Annotated in this window: 12 protein-coding genes and 4 pseudogenes; 15 read left to right on the forward strand and 1 reads right to left on the reverse strand. The window is 57.0% G+C overall.

Translation table 11 applies throughout. The features are described 5' to 3' along the window. Positions 1-297: 297 nt before the first annotated feature. The 15 genes and pseudogenes from AC13E3_RS06390 to AC13E3_RS06460 form a co-directional block, all read left to right on the forward strand. Positions 298-583: pseudogene (locus tag AC13E3_RS06390) on the forward strand (mercury(II) reductase); the annotation flags it as partial. A gap of 178 nt (positions 584-761) precedes the next feature. Continuing rightward, a complete protein-coding gene (locus tag AC13E3_RS06395) occupies positions 762-3116 on the forward strand; it encodes a heavy metal translocating P-type ATPase (protein ID WP_482901831.1) in 2355 nt (784 codons plus the stop codon). A 169-nt stretch (positions 3117-3285) separates the two neighbouring features. Then, positions 3286-3744 (forward strand): hypothetical protein, encoded by a 459-nt coding sequence (locus AC13E3_RS06400; RefSeq protein WP_008171259.1) that lies wholly within the window; start codon positions 3286-3288, stop codon positions 3742-3744. A 46-nt stretch (positions 3745-3790) separates the two neighbouring features. Next, positions 3791-5305, forward strand: coding sequence for a thymidine phosphorylase family protein (locus tag AC13E3_RS06405; RefSeq protein ID WP_008171257.1), 1515 nt, complete (start codon positions 3791-3793; stop codon positions 5303-5305). Continuing rightward, positions 5302-6222 carry a ribose-phosphate diphosphokinase gene (locus tag AC13E3_RS06410; protein WP_008171255.1) on the forward strand — a complete coding sequence of 307 codons (921 nt, stop codon included), beginning with the start codon at positions 5302-5304 and terminating at the stop codon, positions 6220-6222. Before AC13E3_RS06405 ends, AC13E3_RS06410 begins: the two co-directional genes overlap by 4 nt. Then, on the forward strand, positions 6219-7574 hold the full coding sequence (locus AC13E3_RS06415; protein ID WP_482901832.1) for an MBL fold metallo-hydrolase RNA specificity domain-containing protein: 1356 nt from the start codon (positions 6219-6221) through the stop codon (positions 7572-7574). The genes AC13E3_RS06410 and AC13E3_RS06415 overlap by 4 nt, the downstream gene beginning before the upstream one ends. A gap of 175 nt (positions 7575-7749) precedes the next feature. Next, positions 7750-8712: an HlyD family secretion protein gene (locus AC13E3_RS06420; protein WP_008172531.1), complete on the forward strand. Its 963-nt coding sequence runs from the start codon at positions 7750-7752 to the stop codon at positions 8710-8712. A gap of 6 nt (positions 8713-8718) precedes the next feature. After that, complete coding sequence (locus AC13E3_RS06425) at positions 8719-10449, forward strand: ATP-binding cassette domain-containing protein (RefSeq protein WP_136631410.1); 1731 nt, start codon at positions 8719-8721, stop codon at positions 10447-10449. Further along, positions 10446-11540, forward strand: coding sequence for an ABC transporter permease (locus tag AC13E3_RS06430; protein WP_008172528.1), 1095 nt, complete (start codon positions 10446-10448; stop codon positions 11538-11540). Before AC13E3_RS06425 ends, AC13E3_RS06430 begins: the two co-directional genes overlap by 4 nt. Next, a complete protein-coding gene (locus tag AC13E3_RS06435) occupies positions 11540-12643 on the forward strand; it encodes an ABC transporter permease (protein WP_008172526.1) in 1104 nt (367 codons plus the stop codon). Before AC13E3_RS06430 ends, AC13E3_RS06435 begins: the two co-directional genes overlap by 1 nt. Positions 12644-12808: 165 nt before the next feature. Beyond that, positions 12809-13093: pseudogene (locus AC13E3_RS06440) on the forward strand (hypothetical protein); the annotation flags it as partial. A gap of 23 nt (positions 13094-13116) precedes the next feature. Next, positions 13117-14471, forward strand: a pseudogene (locus tag AC13E3_RS06445) (APC family permease). Between the two features lie 27 nt (positions 14472-14498). Further along, a complete protein-coding gene (locus AC13E3_RS06450) occupies positions 14499-14726 on the forward strand; it encodes a DUF805 domain-containing protein (RefSeq protein ID WP_288367334.1) in 228 nt (75 codons plus the stop codon). Then, positions 14726-17233 (forward strand): heavy metal translocating P-type ATPase, encoded by a 2508-nt coding sequence (locus AC13E3_RS06455; RefSeq protein WP_104272403.1) that lies wholly within the window; start codon positions 14726-14728, stop codon positions 17231-17233. The genes AC13E3_RS06450 and AC13E3_RS06455 overlap by 1 nt, the downstream gene beginning before the upstream one ends. A gap of 207 nt (positions 17234-17440) precedes the next feature. After that, positions 17441-17899, forward strand: coding sequence for a hypothetical protein (locus AC13E3_RS06460; protein ID WP_008172243.1), 459 nt, complete (start codon positions 17441-17443; stop codon positions 17897-17899). 531 nt (positions 17900-18430) lie between these two features. On the opposite strand, the pseudogene AC13E3_RS06465 reads toward AC13E3_RS06460, so the two are convergent. Beyond that, positions 18431-18640: pseudogene (locus AC13E3_RS06465) on the reverse strand (IS110 family transposase); the annotation flags it as partial. Positions 18641-18788: the final 148 nt, after the last annotated feature.

The raw sequence follows: 18788 nt of genomic DNA on the forward strand, positions 1-18788 counted from the left end.
CTCAGTCGCTGGAGTCGACTGCTGAGAGTGTTTGCAGGCCTGGTACTCGTTGTCATGGGCGTGTTGGTGCTCACCGGTCAGATGACTCTATTCGCGTCATGGATGTTGTCGACGTTTCCAGTTCTTGGAAGGCTTGGCTGATCCTCTCTAATTCTTTAATTCGTGGGGATCGTTTCAGTGGGTGCTATCCTGACGCAGCCAGTGTAGCTGAGTGTAAAAAGCCTATCCGGCCCTGGGCGCTGAGCGAGTCTGCCGGTGTTCAGGATTACGTGTTAGATGGGATATTCCTGTAAGGAAGGCGAGGCCAGGCTCGACCTCAGTGCCATGCCCGCGGTCATGTTTACCGATCCTCAAGTCGCCACCGTTGGCCTCTCTGAAGCCGAAGCAGTTGCTCGGGGTGCAGGTTGTCGCAGCGGAAGGCGGTGAAATTATCCAAACGGCGGTGATGGCGTTACGAGCAGGTTTGACCGTTCAGGAAATCGGCGATGACTTGTTCCCCTATCTGACCATGGTTGAAGGACTCAAGCTCTGTGCGCAAACGTTCACCAAGGATGTAAAACAGTTGTCATGCTGTGCCGGATAAATCATTTGAACGCGGCTCTGGGGTTTCTTGACCGAGATCACAATCTGATTCGGTTTAAGCCGGTGATTCATTTTGGATTCAGGTAGATATGCTCTGATGATCTGGATGGCGCTTATGCTGGGTGTTCGTCTGCCTGATAAAAGCTCCGGTTGGCCAATTAAGGAAAGGGGACCAAGGAATGAAAAATACCGTCGTGGAGATCCGCGGCTTGCTATCGGCACTGAGTGCTCGGGGCGTGGAGAAACAGTTGTTGAGATTGCCCGGCGTTAAGAAAGCCGAGGTCAACTATGTGGCCGGCAGCGCGACCGTCACCTATGATGAGGTGACGGTGGACCTTGAGGCTATCAAGGCCCGGATACACGAGTGCGGCTATCACTGTTCCGGAGAACAGTTGCCCAGGCACGTTTGCGACCCGGGGGACCCGCCGACCGAAGCCGGGGCTGTGTCCATGCCCGTCCACGATGGCCATGCCTCCCACACCGGCCACGACGATACCGCGCATCCTGCTGAACACGGCGAACATACTGGCGCAAAGGACGAAATGGCCCACGAGATGGGTCACGGCGGCAGCATGGACATGCAGGCAATGGTGCGCGACATGCGCAACCGTTTCTGGGTCTGCCTGATCTTCAGCCTCCCGATTTTCATTTATTCGCCCATGGGTGGGCTGTTCGAACCGCCAGCACCGCCCTTCGGGCTGCGGCTAGACCTGTGGTTGCTATTACTGGCAAGCATCGCGGTGCTCTGGCCAAGCTGGCCGTTCTTTGTTGCCGCCTGGCGCGCGCTGAAAAACGGCGTGCTCAACATGGCTGTGCTGGTCGTTCTCTCGGTGGGTACTGGCTACCTGTTCAGCGTCGGTTCCACGCTCTTTTTCCCGGGGGTGCAGTTTTTCGAGGCGGTGGCGGTGTTGCTGGTGTTCATCCTGCTCGGCCATTGGCTGGAGATGCGCGCCCGTGCCGGTGCCTCGGACGCCATCCGCTCGCTGATGGATCTCGCGCCGCCCAAGGCCACTGTGTTGCGTGATGGCCAGGAACGGGAGGTTCCCACCGCTGAGGTTCTGAAGGACGACATCGTCGTGATCCGCCCCGGCAATAAGATTCCGGTGGACGGTGAGGTCTTGGAGGGCGAGTCCCTGGTGGATGAGTCCATGCTCACTGGCGAGTCCATGCCGGTGGAAAAAAAGCCCGGCGATAAGGTGATCGGGGCCACCATTAACAAGAGCGGCAGCTTCAGGTATCGCGCCACCAAGGTAGGTTCCGACACCGCGTTAGCGCAGATCGTCAAGCTGGTGCAGGAGGCGCAGAACTCCAAGGCCCCGGCGCAGCTGCTGGCGGACAAAGCGTCACAGTGGCTGGTGGTGATTGCCATCGTAATCGGCCTGCTCACCTTCGCCGTCTGGTTCTGGTGGATCGGCCAAAGCCTGCTGCTTGCCGTGACCCTGACTATCACCGTGTTCGTGATCGCCTGTCCGGATGCCCTCGGCCTTGCCACGCCCATGGCGGTGATGGTGGGCACCGGCCTCGGCGCCAGGAACGGCATCTTGTTCAAGAATGCCTCTGCACTTGAGGATGCCACCCGGCTGGATATTGTGGTCTTCGACAAGACCGGCACCCTGACCATGGGCGAGCCGCAGGTGGTCGAGGTGGTCGTGGTGGCGGGCAGCACCGAGGAGGCGGTCCTCGCACTGGCGGGGACGGTGGAGCAGGGCTCGGACCATCCTCTGGCCAAGGCGATACAAAGTAAGGCCGAAGGCTTGCAGCTCGATCCGCTGACCGGCTTCACCAACATCGAGGGCAAGGGCGCGCGGGCGGAGATTGGCAGCAAGACCGTGCTGCTCGGCAACCGCCGGCTGATGGACGAAGAGAAGGTCGACATGGCGAGCCTGAAGGACGAGGCCGCGCGTCTGCAGAGCGCGGGTCAGACCGTGGTGCACGTCGCCCAGGACGGGAAGCTGGTCGGCCTTATCGCCATTGCCGATGCGCCGCGCCCCACCGCTACTGCAATGGTCAAAAAGATGCGTGAACGCGGGGTGGAGGTGGCGATGCTCACCGGCGACAACCAGGCCACCGCCGAGCGCATCGCCCGGGAACTCGGCATTGAGATGGTGATCGCCGATGTCCTTCCGGGGCAGAAAGCAGACAAGATCAAGGAGCTCCAGGCTCAGGGCAAGAAGGTTGGCATGGTGGGCGACGGTGTCAATGACGCCCCGGCACTGACCCAGGCGGAGGTGGGTTTCGCCATCGGTGCCGGCACCGATGTGGCCATTGAGAGCGCTGACGTGGTGCTGATGAAGAGCGACCCCTACGATGTGCTGGGAGCCATCGAGCTGTCGCGCGCTACCCTGCGCAAGATGCACCAGAACCTGTTCTGGGCGGTGGGCTATAACGTCATCGCCTTTCCCGCGGCGGCAGGCGTGTTCTATCCGTTGGTGATAAGCCCAGAAGTAGCGGCGCTCGCAATGTCTGGAAGCTCCGCTCTTGTTGCGGTAAATGCACTCCTGTTAAAGCGCACCCAACTGGACGGCTTAGGGTAGACGAACACTTCCAATTGGAAAAATTGATGTTCATCAAGCCCACGCTATTGAGCGACTCTTTTTGCATCTTTTGTTGGGGTTTTTCAGTGTGAATTCAGGCTTATGAGTTTAAGTGGTAGGTAATTGCTGTTTGCTGACATGATTAATGACAACAAGGGGGAACGGGTAAATGGACATCAAAACCTTTGGAGAACTTATTAGCTGGACACGGGATTTGCATGCTCACCTTGCAAGGTGTATGTCACATTGCGCTACGAAGAATGAAGAGGAGCGAGCACGGGCGCTGCTGGACTATCTGGCGACCCATGAATCGGAAATGGAACGTATCGTGAATGAATTCAAGTCGCAGGGCGATTTCAAAGCATTGGAGACAAGGGTCTACGACTACCTGTCTCACCATCCCATTAAGACCCACAGAACCTGCGATGAGCCCTACGCACAGCTGGATTTTGAGGGCATATGCAGAGAAGTATTCGATTTCCATGATCAGATAGAGGACCTTTATCGCACCATGGCCGACAAAGCCGAGATTCCCGAGGCGAAAGAATTACTGCAATCGTTGCTAACCATGGAAGAGAACGAAGCTATGCGATTGGCCAGGCAGATAGGGCGTATGAACGACCTCTGATCAGAACACTGAAATTATTCTTCAACGCAGAAAAGGATGTTGATACATGGTGGCGTCTTCCAGTCAGTTACGGGTTTTCAAGATGGGTATCAATACTCATCAGGAGCCTGTCGTCTACATGCGTGGTGATTGTGATGTGTGCCTTTCAGAAGGATTCGCCGCCAGTTCCAGGGTGGGAATTTCCTCGCAGGGACGTTCCATCATCGCAACTCTCAATATTTCGTCTGATGAAACGGTTCCCAAGGGGTATGCGGGGCTTTCAGATATCGCCATAGAGCGGCTCGGGGTGGCTCAGTCTGACCTGGTTTCAGTACATCATGCGCCCTATATCGAATCCTTGAGTCTGGTTCGTCGGAAAGTATTCGGACACAGCTTGCTTCCGGCTGAGATGGCCCGCATTGTCTCCGATATCTCCGCACACAAATACAGCGATGTCGAAATAGCCTGTTTCCTGAGCGCTTGTGCGGGTGGCAGATTAGGTTTCGATGAGATTGTTGCTTTGACCCAGGCGATGGTGAATTGCGGACAACAGCTCGATTGGCCAGGCGTGGATCGTGTGTTCGACAAACACTGTGTTGGAGGCCTGCCGGGCAACCGGACCACGCCGCTGGTTGTGTCGATCGTCAGCGCAGCAGGCTTAGTAATGCCTAAAACCTCCTCCCGTGCCATCACCTCACCGGCGGGAACAGCGGACACCATGGAAGCGCTGACCAATGTGAGGCTTGGGCTGAACGAGATTCGCCGTGTGGTCAGAGAAACCGGTGCCTGTCTCGCCTGGGGTGGGGCGATGAACCTCAGCCCGGCTGATGACCTGTTGATTCGCATCGAGAGAGCGCTGGACCTTGATGGTGAGGGCCAGCTCGTGGCCTCGGTGCTGTCCAAGAAGATTGCTGCCGGTTCCACCCATGCGGTGATTGATATTCCGGTGGGGGAGACGGCCAAGGTTCGAACGCCCGGCGATGCCGACCGGCTGGCCTCTCTTTTCACAAGCGTTGGGGCGGCCTGTGGGCTGAAGGTACGCTGCATCGCGACAGACGGCAGCAAGCCGGTTGGTGCAGGGATCGGGCCGACAGAGGAGGCCCGTGATGTTTTGGCCGTGTTGCAGGGAAAGCGGGGTGCGCCGGAGGATCTACGGAGCCGCGCCATCATGCTGGCTGGCCATTTGTTCGATCTGGCTGATGGTCGTGGCGTGAAAGAGGGGATGGTCAAAGCAGAACGACTACTTCAAAACGGCTCTGCCTGGGGGCAGTTCAAGCGTATAACAGAGGCTCAGGGAGGGCAGAGGAGCTTAGGTGAAGCCCGTTTTAGGCGCCCAGTTCTGTGCTCGGAATCCGGAACAATCGTGTCTATCGACAATCGTCGGCTTGCCCGTGTCGCCAAGCTGGCAGGTGCACCTGCCAGCTCTACCGCAGGGCTGCGGCTACTGGCGACCGTCGGTGATAGAGTCACTAAGGGAGAGCCTCTCTATGAATTGCTCAGTGACAGTCCGGGGCAGCAGGATTATGCGCTGGCGTTTAACGATATGGGGCCGGCAATCTTCACTGTAAAGCGAGAGGAATGATTGTGGGCATTACTGAAAAAAGTGTGTTGTTCAGCCTTGCTCCCCATCCATTACGGGAAAAACTTTGTGATCGGCTCAATCTGGAGCCGGGAAGTTTGGAGGTGCGGAGGTTCCCTGATGGTGAGTCCTACTTACGTGTGCTCACATCAGTCAAAGGTGCGAACTGCGTAATATTGGCCGACCTAACGCATCCAGACACCAAATACCTTGCTCTCCTGTTTCTCTTTGAAACTCTCCGGGAACTCGGTGCCAGGTCGATTGGGTTGGTGGCGCCCTATCTTTGCTATATGCGCCAGGATCGACGCTTCGAAGAAGGGGAGGCGGTCACTTCCAGGGTGTTTGCCCAGTCTTTGTCTTTACATATCGACTGGCTGATCACCGTTGATCCACATTTGCACAGGTACCAGTCTCTTGACGAAATCTACAGCATACCCACGCAAGTTGTTCAGGGAGCACCGGCGCTGGCGGATTGGCTACGGGGGCAAAACGGTCTGTTGCTGGTAGGTCCGGACGCGGAAAGTGAGCAATGGGTATCAAGTATCGCGCAGGCCAGTAACCATCCTTATGTCATTGGCACCAAGCAGCGTCTGGGTGACCGGCGCGTTGAAGTCACCTTGCCGGATATCTCGGCGTATAACGGCCGGAAAGCCGTCATCATTGATGACGTTATTTCCAGCGGCCGCACCATTGGCGAGTGTGTCAGGGCACTTAAGGCACAAGGCACGGAGGCCATCCTGTGTGCGGCGGTGCATGGCATTTTTGCGGAGGCCTCGGACACCTACCTTCTGGGTACCGGCCTGCAGACGCTGGTGACCACCAACACGGTTCCACACAGCAGCAATGAGATCGATGTCAGCGAGTTGCTGGTGCCGCCGGTCAGGCATTTTCTCAATCAGGTGGAGGATGAGCGCCGATGAACATTACATTTCTGGGTGGCACGGAAACCGTGACCGGCTCCAAGTTCCTGGTTGAAACCGGCCAGACACGTGTATTGGTCGATTGCGGCCTGTTTCAGGGGTACAAGTGGCTGAGAAAGCGCAACCGGCAACCGTTGCCGCTCGATATTGCCTCGCTGGATGCCGTGCTTCTGACCCATGCCCATCTGGATCATTCAGGCTACATCCCCGTGTTGTACAAGCAGGGCTTCCGGGGGGCGGTTTATACCCATCATGCCACCCGAGAGCTATGCAGCATATTGCTGGCCGATAGCGGCCATCTTCAGGAAGAGGAGGCACATTACCTCGGCCGCCATAAGCTGAGCAGGCATGAGAATCCGGAGCCCCTGTATGATCAGGAGGATGCAGAAGCCTGCATGGAGCTGTTTCAGTCGGTGGACTTTCACCAAGTGATCCAGCTCGGTGATATACGCTTTCATCTGCGACCGGTCGGGCACATTCTCGGGGCGGCCTGTGTCATCATCGAGGCGGAAGGTAAACGCGTCGGTTTTTCCGGCGATGTGGGCCGCCTCAATGATATTTTCATGAGGCCACCGGCACCCCTGCCAGCACTCGACATGCTGATGCTGGAATCAACATATGGCGATCGTCGCCACGAAGACGTGGATTTGTCGTCACAACTGGCGGACATCGTCAACGAAACGGTCGACAAAGGGGGCAATATACTGATTCCAGCCTTTGCCGTGGGCAGAGCGCAGGTCTTGCAACATATGCTCACCGACCTGATGAAGGCGGGACGAATTCCAAGGTTGCCAGTTTATCTGGATAGCCCCATGGCGATTGATGTTTCTGAGATTTACTGCCGCTACGAAGATCAGCATCGGTTGAGCAGTTCAGAATGCCACGAAATGTGCAGCACCGTTCATTATAGCCGCAGCGTCCAGGACTCCAAGGCGCTGGCTGATCAGGCCTACCCGCACGTAATTATTGCAGGCAGCGGTATGGCAACGGGCGGTCGCATTCTTCATCACTTCAAGCGTCTCCTCGGCCAGCACCGCACAACCGTTATCTTTGCCGGTTATCAGGCAGGGGGGACACGAGGCGCCAAAATGGTTGATGGAGCGGAAAGGATCAAGATCCACGGCGACTGGATTCCGGTCAAGGCCCGGCTGGAGGTGTTGAGTGGGCTTTCCGGACATGGAGATTTCACAGAGATTGAACAGTGGCTGGCTCAAAGTGACTTAGCCCCCGAAACGCCGATCAACTTGATTCATGGAGACCCTGATGCGCTGGAGGCCATGAAGGATCACTTGCGTCAGAACACCCGGTTTGAGGTGGATGTGGCAGGCTACCAATCCATTTTGCGTCTTTGACGATGCCCTGACGGCCATCTTCGAGGGCGACCTGAATGAGCCGCTTAAGATCCGGCAACGACCTTGGTCGCGGCGGCTGCCGTGTGCTAGAGTGGGCGATCTCATTGGCTGGAGTGAGAGGCAGTGGCCCTGATCCCGGCTCCAACCTGAACAGTAATGTCATAAGGAGTGTTTGGTGAAATCCCAATCCTGGCTCTGGTCTCTGATAGCGGTGTTGGTGCTCGCCGGCGGTTCTTATGGGGTTTTTGTTCTGTTTGGGGAAGAGCCCTTGCCGCAGGGAATCGTCTATGGCAATGGCCATATCGAGGGGCGGGAAGTGCGGATCGCGGCCGAAGTGGCCGGTCGGGTCATCGAGCACCATCTCGCGGAAGGCAGCAAGGTTTCGGCTGGCGACACGGTAGCCGTGATCGACCCCGCCGATGCCAGAGACCGCCTGCGCTCGGCACAGGCCGAGCTGGCCTCGGCGCGGGAAGTCCGTGACGGCTTCGACAGCCAAATCACCACCTGGCGTCATCATCTCAAGAATGCCGAGAAACAACGGCAGCGGATCCGGGACTTGCGGTCCCGCAATCTGGCCAGCTCGAGTGATCTGGATCAGGCGGAAAATGCCGTCAGTGAGGCCCGGGGCCGACTTGAGTCTCTCCAGCGGCAGAAGGATGCCGCCGAAGAACAGGTGGCTGCAAGGGCGGCGCAGGTGGCACTGGCTGAATCGCAACTGGACAAAGCGGAGGTTGCCGCGCCGCTCTCCGGAACCATCCTGATCCGGGCGGTGGAGACGGGAGAGGTTGTCGATACCGGCCAGCCGCTGGCCACGATGGTGAATCTGCAGCAGCTCGAACTCAAGGTCTATGTCCCCGGTGATATCCTCAACCGGATCAGCTTGGGGGATCCCGCCAGAATCCGCGTGGACGGTTTGCCCGGGGACTTTTCCGCCAAAGTCGGCAGGATTGACGATTTCGCCCAGTTCACCCCCCGCGATGTCCACATGCCCGACGAGAGAGTTCGGATGGTCTATGGCGTTACCCTGGTGCTGGATAATCCGGCCGATGCTCTGAAACCGGGTATGCCGGCAGATGCCTGGATTCGCTGGGATCCGGACGCCGAGTGGCCAGCGACCCTCTCGGTTCCGGCGCGCTGAGCCGTCATGTCTTCCCCGGAACCCATCGTCGCCAAAGGCCTTGGCCGCCAATTCGGAGACAATGTTGTCATCGAGCCACTGGATGTTTCCGTTGATCGCGGCCAACGAGTGGGCATTGTCGGTGCTGATGGCGCTGGCAAGACGACGCTGTTACAGATGTTGGCTGGCATCCTGGACCCCACTGTGGGGGAATGCCGGGTCCTGGGCTTCGATACCCGTCGTGAGGCCAAGCAGGTTGCTGCCCGGATTGGCTATATGTCCCAGGGATTTACGCTTTACGATCGACTCAGCGTCAAGGAAAACCTGAGCTTTGCCGCTCGCATCCGGGATGTGCCCGACGAACTCTATCGGGAGCGTTCAGAAAGGTTGCTATCCATGTCGGGGCTTGGCCGCTTTACTGACAGGCCCGCCGCCAAACTGTCCGGTGGCATGCAGAAAAAGTTGTCGCTATGTACCAATCTGGTCCATGAACCGGAGCTGCTGATCCTTGACGAACCGGGGCTCGGCGTCGACCCCCTGTCCCGGCGCCATCTCTGGACCATGCTCGACCGCTTCCGGTCGCAGGGCCTGACCATGGTTGTGGCTACCTCCTACATGGACGAGGCGGAGCGCTGCGACAGGATACTGCTGCTGGAACAGGGCCGCGTTCTTGCGGATGGGTCGCTGGAAGAGCTGCTGAGGCCCGCCGCCGGAAGGGTGTTCACTGTAAATGCTGGAGATACCGGACGAGGCTTGCGGGAGTTGTCCGGCATCCTGGCTCAAATTGACAGCGTCCATTCAGTGCAGTGGTTGCCGGATCACCTGCGACTGGTGATGAACGCGGACATCGCTGAAAACCAGCTCGCCGAGTTATTGCCCGAGGGAACCCACCTGGCGGCGGCCGAGCCCCGGCTCGAGGATCTGTTTGTGCTGCGGACGGACAGGAGGGCCGGCGAGCAGCAGTTTCCGGAATTGGCCCGGCAAGACAGGGGAAAAGAGGAAGGGCTGGTGGCCACCGGCCTGAGCGTCCGCTTCGGACATTTCAAGGCCGTTGACCGGGTGAGTTTCGAGGCGCCATCTGGCGAACTGCTTGCGTTGCTGGGGCCCAACGGGGCGGGCAAGACAACCCTGATCAGGGCCTTGTGCGGGCTGGTGGCCATCGATGAGGGCAACGCCCGGGTGGCCGGGGTGAGCTCCGGCGGGGGTAGCACCGCATTGCGCCGGCAAATTGGTTATATGTCACAACGGTTTTCACTCTATCTGGAACTGACCCCCTGGGAGAATCTCCGCTTCTTTGCCAATGCCTACGGCCTGGCCGGAGGCGCGGCGCGGGCTGCGATCGACTGGGCCAGGGAAGTAACGGGGCTGACAGATATTCCCGACAAGCTCACCGGTGATCTTTCAAGTGCCTTGCGCCAGCGTCTGGCGCTGGCCTGCAGCCTGCTTCACCGGCCCCGGGTCTTGTTCCTTGATGAGCCCACCTCGGGTGTCGATCCCGTCGCCCGGTACCGTTTCTGGCGGGTTATCCGTGAGCTGGCCGCCAGCGGTATGACCGTGCTGGTCACTACCCACTACCTGGAGGAAGCGGCCTATTGTGATCGTTTGGCGTTAATGCTGGACGGGCGGCTGCTTGCACACGGTAGCCGATCATCGCTGAATCATTCGCTCGGCCTCGAAGCCGACGCCACGGTGGAGATGCTCTTCACGGCGGCCATAGAACAGGCGGGAACGGCCAATTCCCGGGCGTTGGGACCATGAAGGCTCATCGGCTTGGCGCCCTCATCGTCAAGGAAAGTCGCGAGCTGATTCGCGACCCGGTTACCATTGCGTTGGCCGTGATCATGCCGCTGATCATGCTTTTTCTGTTCGGCTATGCGGTCAATCTGGATGTGGAACAGGTTGCCGTGGGCATTTACGATCTGGACAACACGCCGGCAAGCCGCGACCTGTCAGCCCGTTTCGACAGCTCGCGGTATTTTCAATTAGAGCAGAAAACGACCGATCTCCGCGATCTGGAGTCGGCACTGCAAAGCTCGACCATCAGCATGGGCGTGGTGATTCCAGCCGGCTTGGCCCGGCAACTGCTCAGAGGCGACGAGGCGCCTGTCCAGGTGATCGTGGACGGAGGCTATCCTGTTCTGGGTCGATTGGCATCGGCCTATGCCGAGGCGGTAATCGCAAATTTCCCCGCCCCGCGTCAGAGCGCCGTCCGGGTCCAGGCCAGGGTCTGGTTCAATCCCTCCCTGCGCAGCGTCAATTTCGTCATCCCCGGGTTATTTGCCGTGATCCTGATGGCGTTCCCACCCCTGCTGACCGCCCTGGCGATCGTGCGTGAGAAAGAGACCGGTACGATTGAGCAGATCTATGCATCGCCGGTCACCTCAACCGAGTTTGTTGTCGGCAAGCTGGTGCCCTACGGTCTGGTGGCTTTCCTGGAGATTCTTATGGTCATGGTGGTGGGGTTTGCCTGGTTTCAGGTCCCCATTGCCGGCAGCCCGATACTGCTGCTGACGTCCGCTTTCGTTTATGTGCTGACCACGGTGGGTATCGGCCTGTTGGTCTCATCCCTGGTCCGTACCCAGTTGGCGGCCATGTTGATAACGCTGATTGTCACCTTGATGCCGTCGTTTTTGTTTTCCGGTTTTCTGTTCCCTCTGTTCACCATGCCTCTTGCCCTGCAACTGTATAGCTGGCTTTTCCCTGCCGGTTATTTTATGGAAATCTCCCGGGGCATCGTACTGAAATCAGCCGGCCTTGAAGCCGTTCTGCCAAATCTGATGATGTTGATCGTCTATACGGTCCTGGTATTTGTCTTCGCGGCCTGGCGAATGAAGCAGAAGGTGGCCTGATGGGAATTGCCTTATTTGGTTTGTTGCGCAAGGAGCTCGTGCAGTTCTTTCGTGACCGGTTGATACTGACCCTGATACTTTGGCTTTACACCATTGAAGTCGTCATTTGTGCCGTTGCGCTCAGTTTTGATGTAAGCCACCTGCCCCTGGCGGTGGTGGACGAGGATCGCAGCGCCTTGAGTCGCTCGTTGATCCAGAAATTTGCGGTGAGCGAAACCTTCGACCTGAAATTTCAGGAAACCCGTGTGGCAACCGCCACTGACCTCCTGGAGAAAGGCGATGCCACCATGGTGTTGGTCGTTCCCGCCGGGTTCGAAGGTGCTCTTCTCGCTGGCAAGAGTGCTCAGCTCCAGTTGCTCCAGGACGGCACCAATTCCAACATTGCCGCCAATGCCGTCAATGATGCTCTGCAGATCGTCCAGCGCCAGGAGCGCGAAGCGCTCCCTGCTGCCGGGAAGAAGGGGGTCGCGGTACCCCTGATCCGTATCTGGTATAACCCCGATCTGACAACATCGGGTTTTATCGTGTTATCGATGATTGCTCTGGCCGGTATGATGGTGGGCGTTATTCACCCGGCCGCCTCTATTGTCCGGGAAAAGGAGCGAGGCACTATCGAGCAGCTGCTGGTGACGCCCATTTCCACCCTGGAACTGTTCCTGGCCAAGGTCACACCCACGCTGATCATGGGCGTACTGTCCATCTTTCCGAGTTTGGTGATTGTCAGAGTCTTTGATGTGCCCCTTCAGGGCAGTCTGCTTTTATTTCTGGTGCTGACCGCCATCTTTTTGCTCAGTGCGATTGCGCTGGGCGTACTGATTGCCGCCTACAGCCGGACCCTTCAGCAGGCGTTGCTGCTCTCCTTTTTCGGACTTTTCCCGCTGATGTTCCTGTCGGGCAGTTTGACGCCGGTAGAAGCCATGCCGCCTTTCCTGCAAAGCCTCTCCCTGCTGAGTCCACTGCGTTATTACATGGATATCATCGTCGGTATTTTCCTCAAAGGCGCCGGCCTGGCGGTTCTCTGGGATGAGGCTCTCGCCTTGCTGGTAATCGGTGTCACGCTGTTTATTTTCTCCCTTTGGGTCTTTCGACGCCGGGTACAATGAGATCGGTTGGGTGAGTGCCTGACGTTTGTCGCTACACGGCCAAGAGGATACGGCGCATAGGCATCAGGATTACCGTGATTATTCATTTTCATCAGTAACCTGAATCAATGGGATGGACTCCTCCTCACCTCACCGGCATCTACGTGCCAAAATGGTGAGTGATTTGGCGAGAGTCAGTGGGGCGATTTCATCCATGAACTCAACCATCATCCCTGTGTTGATTTTGCCGAGCGCAAACCGAACAACCAGCTGCATGTCGTCTACGATGGAACCCATTGGTCTCTTGACGAATTAATGGAACTGATCAAAACCCACGGAGGCGGGTTGCAGGCCGGGTGGTGGACCCAGCGGAAACTGGCGTGGTGTCGGTTTACAGACGACAATGTTCGGGCCAACGCAAAACATGATCCGTTTTGCTGTTCCAAAATCCCACCTATGAAGCGTAAATAGAAACGACAATAACCGGTGGTTGAATGAGCAGGGAGCAAGACAGAACCACTCGCTATCAGGAAGGCAGTCTCACCCTGCCAGGAACCGTCATGCTGGGTACCGGTGTCATGATAGGCGCTGGTATTTTTGCGTTGACCGGACAGATGGCACAGATGACGGGCGTTCTGTTCCCCCTGGCGTTTCTGACGGCCGCCGTGATCGTCAGCTTCAGTGCTTATTCCTACATCAAAATTTCCGATGCGTACCCGTCTGCGGGCGGTATCGGCATGTACTTACACAAGGCCTACGGAAACCGGCTGCCGACCGCATTTAACGCCTTGCTGATGTACTTTTCCATGGTGATCGCCCAGAGTTTTCTGGCCCGCACGTTCGGCTCCTACACCATGCAGCTCTTCGGTGGCGACGAAAGCGGGCGAATGGTGCCCATTCTCGGGGTGTCACTGATCCTGGCAGCGTTTCTCATAAATCTGCTGGGTAACCGGATGATTCAGGGTGTGGCTTCCGTTATCGGCGTCCTGAAAATCGGCGGCATACTGATTTTCGGGTTGGTGGGGGTATGGGTCGCCGACTCCATATCGGTTGACTTCTCGAATCCCGGAGAGGCCGGAACTGTGGGCAACTTCCTTGGAGCAACCGCGCTCGGAATTCTAGCTTTCAAGGGCTTCACCACCATTACCAACAGCGGCTCCGAAGTAATAGACCCCAAGCGGAACGTAGGACGGGCGATCATTATTTCCATTGCAGCCTGCGTGGTGATCTATACGTTGGTTGGTTTTGCTGTTGCCAGCAACTTGTCCCTGGCCGAGATTATCGAGACACAGGACTACTCCCTTGCCGCCGCCGCCCGCCCGGCACTGGGGGAGTACGCCGTGTGGTTCACCGTTGCCATTGCCATGATGGCTACTGCCGGAGGCATTCTGGCCAGCATTTTGCGGTGTCCCGGATGCTGGCGATGCTGACGGAAATGAAACTGGTCCCCCACCGGCATTTCGGCATGCCAGGCAGTATTCAGAAGCACACCCTGGTTTATACAGTGGTCCTAGGGCTGGTCCTGACGGCCTTTTTTGACCTCTCCCGGATTGCTGCGCTGGGTATCGTGTTCTACCTGGTAATGGATGTTGCGATTCACTGGGGTGTTCTTCGTTATCTACGCGAAGACGTGAAGGCCAGCGCCTGGGTGCCAGTCATGGCCATTTTGCTGGATTTGCTCGTTCTTGGGGGCTTTGTGTGGGTCAAGCTGAATACGGACCCGTTTGTCATCGGTGTTGCGGTGGCCACCATGATCGTTATTGCAGTGGCAGAGCAGATTTTTTTGAAAAAGTCCGAGAATTCCCGGCAATCGGGAGATGAGGAATCTCATGCTCATGATCACCATTAACCGGCATTCGACGTGGAGGGCAGTGCTATGACGGAAGATAATATGTTTGGCAACACCATGTGGGCAGGGCACTGGCTGTGGATGCTGGTGATTGCCATTGTAGTTGTGATTCCGGCCTGGCGTATTTGCCAGCGTACCGGGTATCCGGGCTGGATGGGCTTCCTGATACTGATTCCCATCGTCAATCTCGTATTACTTTATTTCATAGCGTTCAGTGACTGGCCAAGCAACAGAAACAATGACGGGAGATCTTGATGAACAGTACGAAAACACAGGCACCGCAAAGGCAAAGGGACCTTGAGCTGATTGTGCCGGGAATGGGGTCAGACCACTGCGCCGGCATTATCAACAAAACGATTGGCCGCTTGGACGGAATCGACCAGATAGAGACTAACATTGCCAAACATAAGGTGAGTGTTCGCTCCCTTGCGTCGGGGCCTGACGGGGAAGCCTTAAAACACGCTGTGGAGGGTGCCGGTTACGATGTGGCCTCCGTGAGGGAAGTGGGTGGCAGGACTTTCAGGGTCACGGTACCCGGAATGGGGTCCGACCATTGTGCGGGTATTATCAAGAGTACGCTTGCGCGACACGACGGCGTGCAGACGACGTCAACCAACATAGCCAATCACACAGTGAGCGTGGTAGTCGGCTCGGATGGGCCGACAGAAAATGAGCTGAAAGAGCTGATAGAGGGCGCCGGATATGATGTTGCTGCTGTCGCTCTTGAGGGAGATGCCAGTCAGGAGGAGGACTCGGCCGTTGAAGAGGCCTATCTGAAGCTTGCATTACGCAGGTTCTGGATCGCTGCGGTACCGACAACACTGATCATGGTGTTGATGATGTTTCATATGTTCTGGCAGCCCATTCCGGGGTATCTGGCTATTATTGCAGTGCTCGGCTTCCCGGTAGTGTTTTTTTATGGCGGTGCCGCTACCCACAAGGCTTCCTGGCGTTCACTGAAGAATGGCACCTTCAACATGGATGTGCTCATTTCCATGGGCAGCCTTCCCCCCTACCTGATTGGTCTGGTGGGCTTTGTCTATCCGATGACCTCTTTCATCGAAATGGCCGTTACCATCATGACCTTCCATATGCTTGGTCGGTACCTGGAAGCAAAAGCCAAGGGCAAGGCCTCGGAGGCCATCCGGAAATTGCTCACCCTCGGCGCTAAGACCGCCCGCGTGGAACGGGAAGGGGAAGAGGTCGAAATTCCCGTGAAGGATTTGGCTCCAGGCGACATCATGATTGTCCGGCCCGGTGACAAGGTGCCCACTGATGGTGAAGTGGTGGATGGTGAGAGTCATCTGGATGAATCCATTGCCACTGGCGAGTCTGTCCCGGTATACAAAAGCACGGGAGACACGGTTATTGGTGCCACCATCAACAAGGAAGGTCGCCTGAGAGTCAAGGCTACCCGTGTTGGTGGTGATACCTTTCTGGCCCAGGTGGTGAAACTGATCGACGAGGCTCAGGGCTCCAGGGTGCCAATCCAGGAGTTTGCTGACCGCATGACCGGTCGCTTCGTGCCGCTGGTTCTTGTTATTGCCCTGGGCAGTCTTGTGGTCTGGCTGTTTGCAGGCGATACACTCCGACCAATCCTTGAATGGGGCGCCGCTTTCCTGCCGTGGGTAGACCCGACGGCGGCCACGCCGGTGCTGGCTATCCTGGCGGCTATTGCTGTGCTGGTAATTGCCTGCCCCTGTGCATTGGGGTTGGCAACGCCGACTGCGCTGATGGTGGGTTCGGGCGTCGGCGCCGAGCGGGGCATCCTGATTCGTTCTGGAGAGGCCATTCAGACCTTCAAGGACGTCAAGGTAATGGTCCTCGATAAAACGGGCACCATTACCAGGGGTGAGCCGAAGCTTACCGATGTAGTACCCGCCGACGGCGTTTCGGAGACCGAACTGCTGGAGCTTGCCACCGCGGTAGAAAATGCTTCTGAGCATCCCATCGCCCGTGCCATTGTGGACGGTGCCCGGGAACGTGGAATCAAACCCGGGAACGTTGTTGATTTCCGCTCCACCGGCGCCAGAGGTGTTTCGGGAAGGGTCGGTGAGAGCACCGTGCTGATTGGTAACCGCCTCTTGCTGGAAGAGCAGGGCGTTAATGGACTGGAGGCCCTGGACAAGAGTCTTTCCGACCTTGAGGATCAGGGCAGAACTGCCGTTATTGTTGCCCGTGACGGCAAGGCCTACGGCATTGTCGCGGTAGCCGACACGCTCAAGGACGAATCGGTGGCCGCCATTCGGGCCATGCACGAGCAAGGACTGTATGTTGTGATGATTACTGGTGACAACGAGCGTGCAGCCAACGCGGTTGCCCGCGAAGTAGGCATCGACGAGGTTCGCGCCGGGGTGTTGCCGGAAGGTAAGGTGGATGCCATTCGGGAACTGCAGGAAAAGTACGGCAATCATGTTGCCATGGTGGGTGATGGCATTAACGACGCCCCGGCACTCAAACAGGCTAACGTAGGCATTGCCATAGGCGCTGGTGCGGATGTGGCTATCGAAGCTGCTGACGTTACCCTGGTCCGTGGCGAATTATCTGGTGTTGTTGACGCCATGGTGCTGTCACGTGCGACCTTCAAAAAGATCGTTGAGAACCTCCTATGGGCCAGTGGATACAACGCTGCGGCTATTCCTATAGCTGCGGCGGGGCTGCTGCATCCGATGATTGGTGTAGTGGCGATGACTGTCAGCTCGCTCTCGGTCATTGGTAACTCAATGTTACTGCGTCGGCGTTACGAGAAGGATCACCGGTAGGCCGGATGAGCTCTGCTGCTGGGCCGGACGCAGTGCAAAGCGCGGTGATGAGCGAACAATTTGCCATTGGCTGCATCGGCCTGGGTGCGGGGGTCATTGCGTTCGCTATGCCCGGTGGAGTGCATTGGAGTCGAGTAAAGGCCCCTGTTCGGAAACAGCGTTTAAGTGTATTTTTTAAAGTATACCTTCCGCGAGGGATGAGCCCGTATGGATATCAAAACACTCGGAGAGCTAATTGACTGGACGAGCAAGCTCCACTCGCACTTGGCGCGGTGTCTGTCCCATTGTGAAACAAAGCACGAAGACAAGCAGGCAAGGGCCCTGTTGGACTATCTGGCCACCCATGAATCTGAAATCGAGCGCATTGTGAGGGAGTTTGAGCGCCAGGGAGATGCGAAGGCATTGGAGAGTCGCGTTTACGATTATCTATCTCATGATCCCATAAAAACCCATCGGACCTGCGACGAGCCATACGTGAGGCTTGATATTGCTGGCATCTGCCGTGAAGTGTTCGACGTCCACGAGCAAATTCTTGATCTCTATCAGACCCTTGTCGAAAAAGCCGAAATTCCCGAAGCACGGGAGCTGCTCCAGTCGCTCCTGACCTTGGGAGAGAATGAAACCAAGCGCCTGGCCCGCCAGATTGGCCGTATGGATGATTTCTGACTGTGTTTGATATCTGCGACAGTGCGCAGCTCAGTACCACTTGTTAACACTGAATCTCGGCCAACCACCCTCCGACTAATAGGGGGGGGTACAAACTCCAAAATCGGCCGCCCCCCTTAAATTACGGCCCAGTATTCAAGCCTGAAAACCCCTGAAAGCCACGTGGCACAAGGGATACGGGCGAACGCATGGCATTACAGGCTGTGTCATAGCCAGTGGCTAAACAAGGGGGGGACCCGCGTGCGGCGGGTTCCTTGTTGGCCGAATAGACGACCAAGCAAAGTACTAAACCCGTGAAACAGAGAATCAGAGGGTTACGGCACGATTTCCACACAAAGTGCTAAACAAACTTAAAGTTGATTCTAGAATAGGGCGCTGGCCTGGGCTTCCACACAAAGTGCTAAATTCGGCGTCCGACTCGGAGTTTGGAATAGTCTCGCTGGAACGGAAAGATTGGAGGCAAACAACAAGCCTTGTAAGCAGGGGACGCAATTAAACAATAGCGAACATTGGTGAGTACGTGATCCAAGCATCGTGGCTAAGTTTGGTTAACTCCCGAGCCCAGTAATGGGCACCGGAACAGGCCTCCATGCCGATCAGGCACGGTGGCAGTTACGCGAAGAACGCCAGCAGCTTAGGGCGATTGAGCCGTTTACGAACCACGGCCTTGCCGTCTTGATTGGTGCCGTGAATACTGAACACAGTTTTCGCCAGATCAATGCCAATGGTTGTAACATTCATGATGACCCTGTAGTGGTCAACTAATCCCGGACAGTATTTTAAGGTTTTCCTCAGCGGCAACGGGAGAAATACCACCGTTGAACGTGTGAGGTCGTTGCCGGTTGTAGTAGTCCATCAGATAGCCACCAACATCTTTTTTGGCCTCAGG

Source organism: Marinobacter sp. L-80, from assembly GCF_056859395.1.

Coding starts and splice junctions, on each gene's coding strand:
- AC13E3_RS06395 (WP_482901831.1), top strand. CDS start 762: ATGAAAAATACCGTCGTGGAGATCCGCGGCTTGCTATCGGCACTGAGT.
- AC13E3_RS06400 (WP_008171259.1), top strand. CDS start 3,286: ATGGACATCAAAACCTTTGGAGAACTTATTAGCTGGACACGGGATTTG.
- AC13E3_RS06405 (WP_008171257.1), top strand. CDS start 3,791: ATGGTGGCGTCTTCCAGTCAGTTACGGGTTTTCAAGATGGGTATCAAT.
- AC13E3_RS06410 (WP_008171255.1), top strand. CDS start 5,302: ATGATTGTGGGCATTACTGAAAAAAGTGTGTTGTTCAGCCTTGCTCCC.
- AC13E3_RS06415 (WP_482901832.1), top strand. CDS start 6,219: ATGAACATTACATTTCTGGGTGGCACGGAAACCGTGACCGGCTCCAAG.
- AC13E3_RS06425 (WP_136631410.1), top strand. CDS start 8,719: ATGTCTTCCCCGGAACCCATCGTCGCCAAAGGCCTTGGCCGCCAATTC.
- AC13E3_RS06430 (WP_008172528.1), top strand. CDS start 10,446: ATGAAGGCTCATCGGCTTGGCGCCCTCATCGTCAAGGAAAGTCGCGAG.
- AC13E3_RS06435 (WP_008172526.1), top strand. CDS start 11,540: ATGGGAATTGCCTTATTTGGTTTGTTGCGCAAGGAGCTCGTGCAGTTC.
- AC13E3_RS06450 (WP_288367334.1), top strand. CDS start 14,499: ATGACGGAAGATAATATGTTTGGCAACACCATGTGGGCAGGGCACTGG.
- AC13E3_RS06455 (WP_104272403.1), top strand. CDS start 14,726: ATGAACAGTACGAAAACACAGGCACCGCAAAGGCAAAGGGACCTTGAG.
- AC13E3_RS06460 (WP_008172243.1), top strand. CDS start 17,441: ATGGATATCAAAACACTCGGAGAGCTAATTGACTGGACGAGCAAGCTC.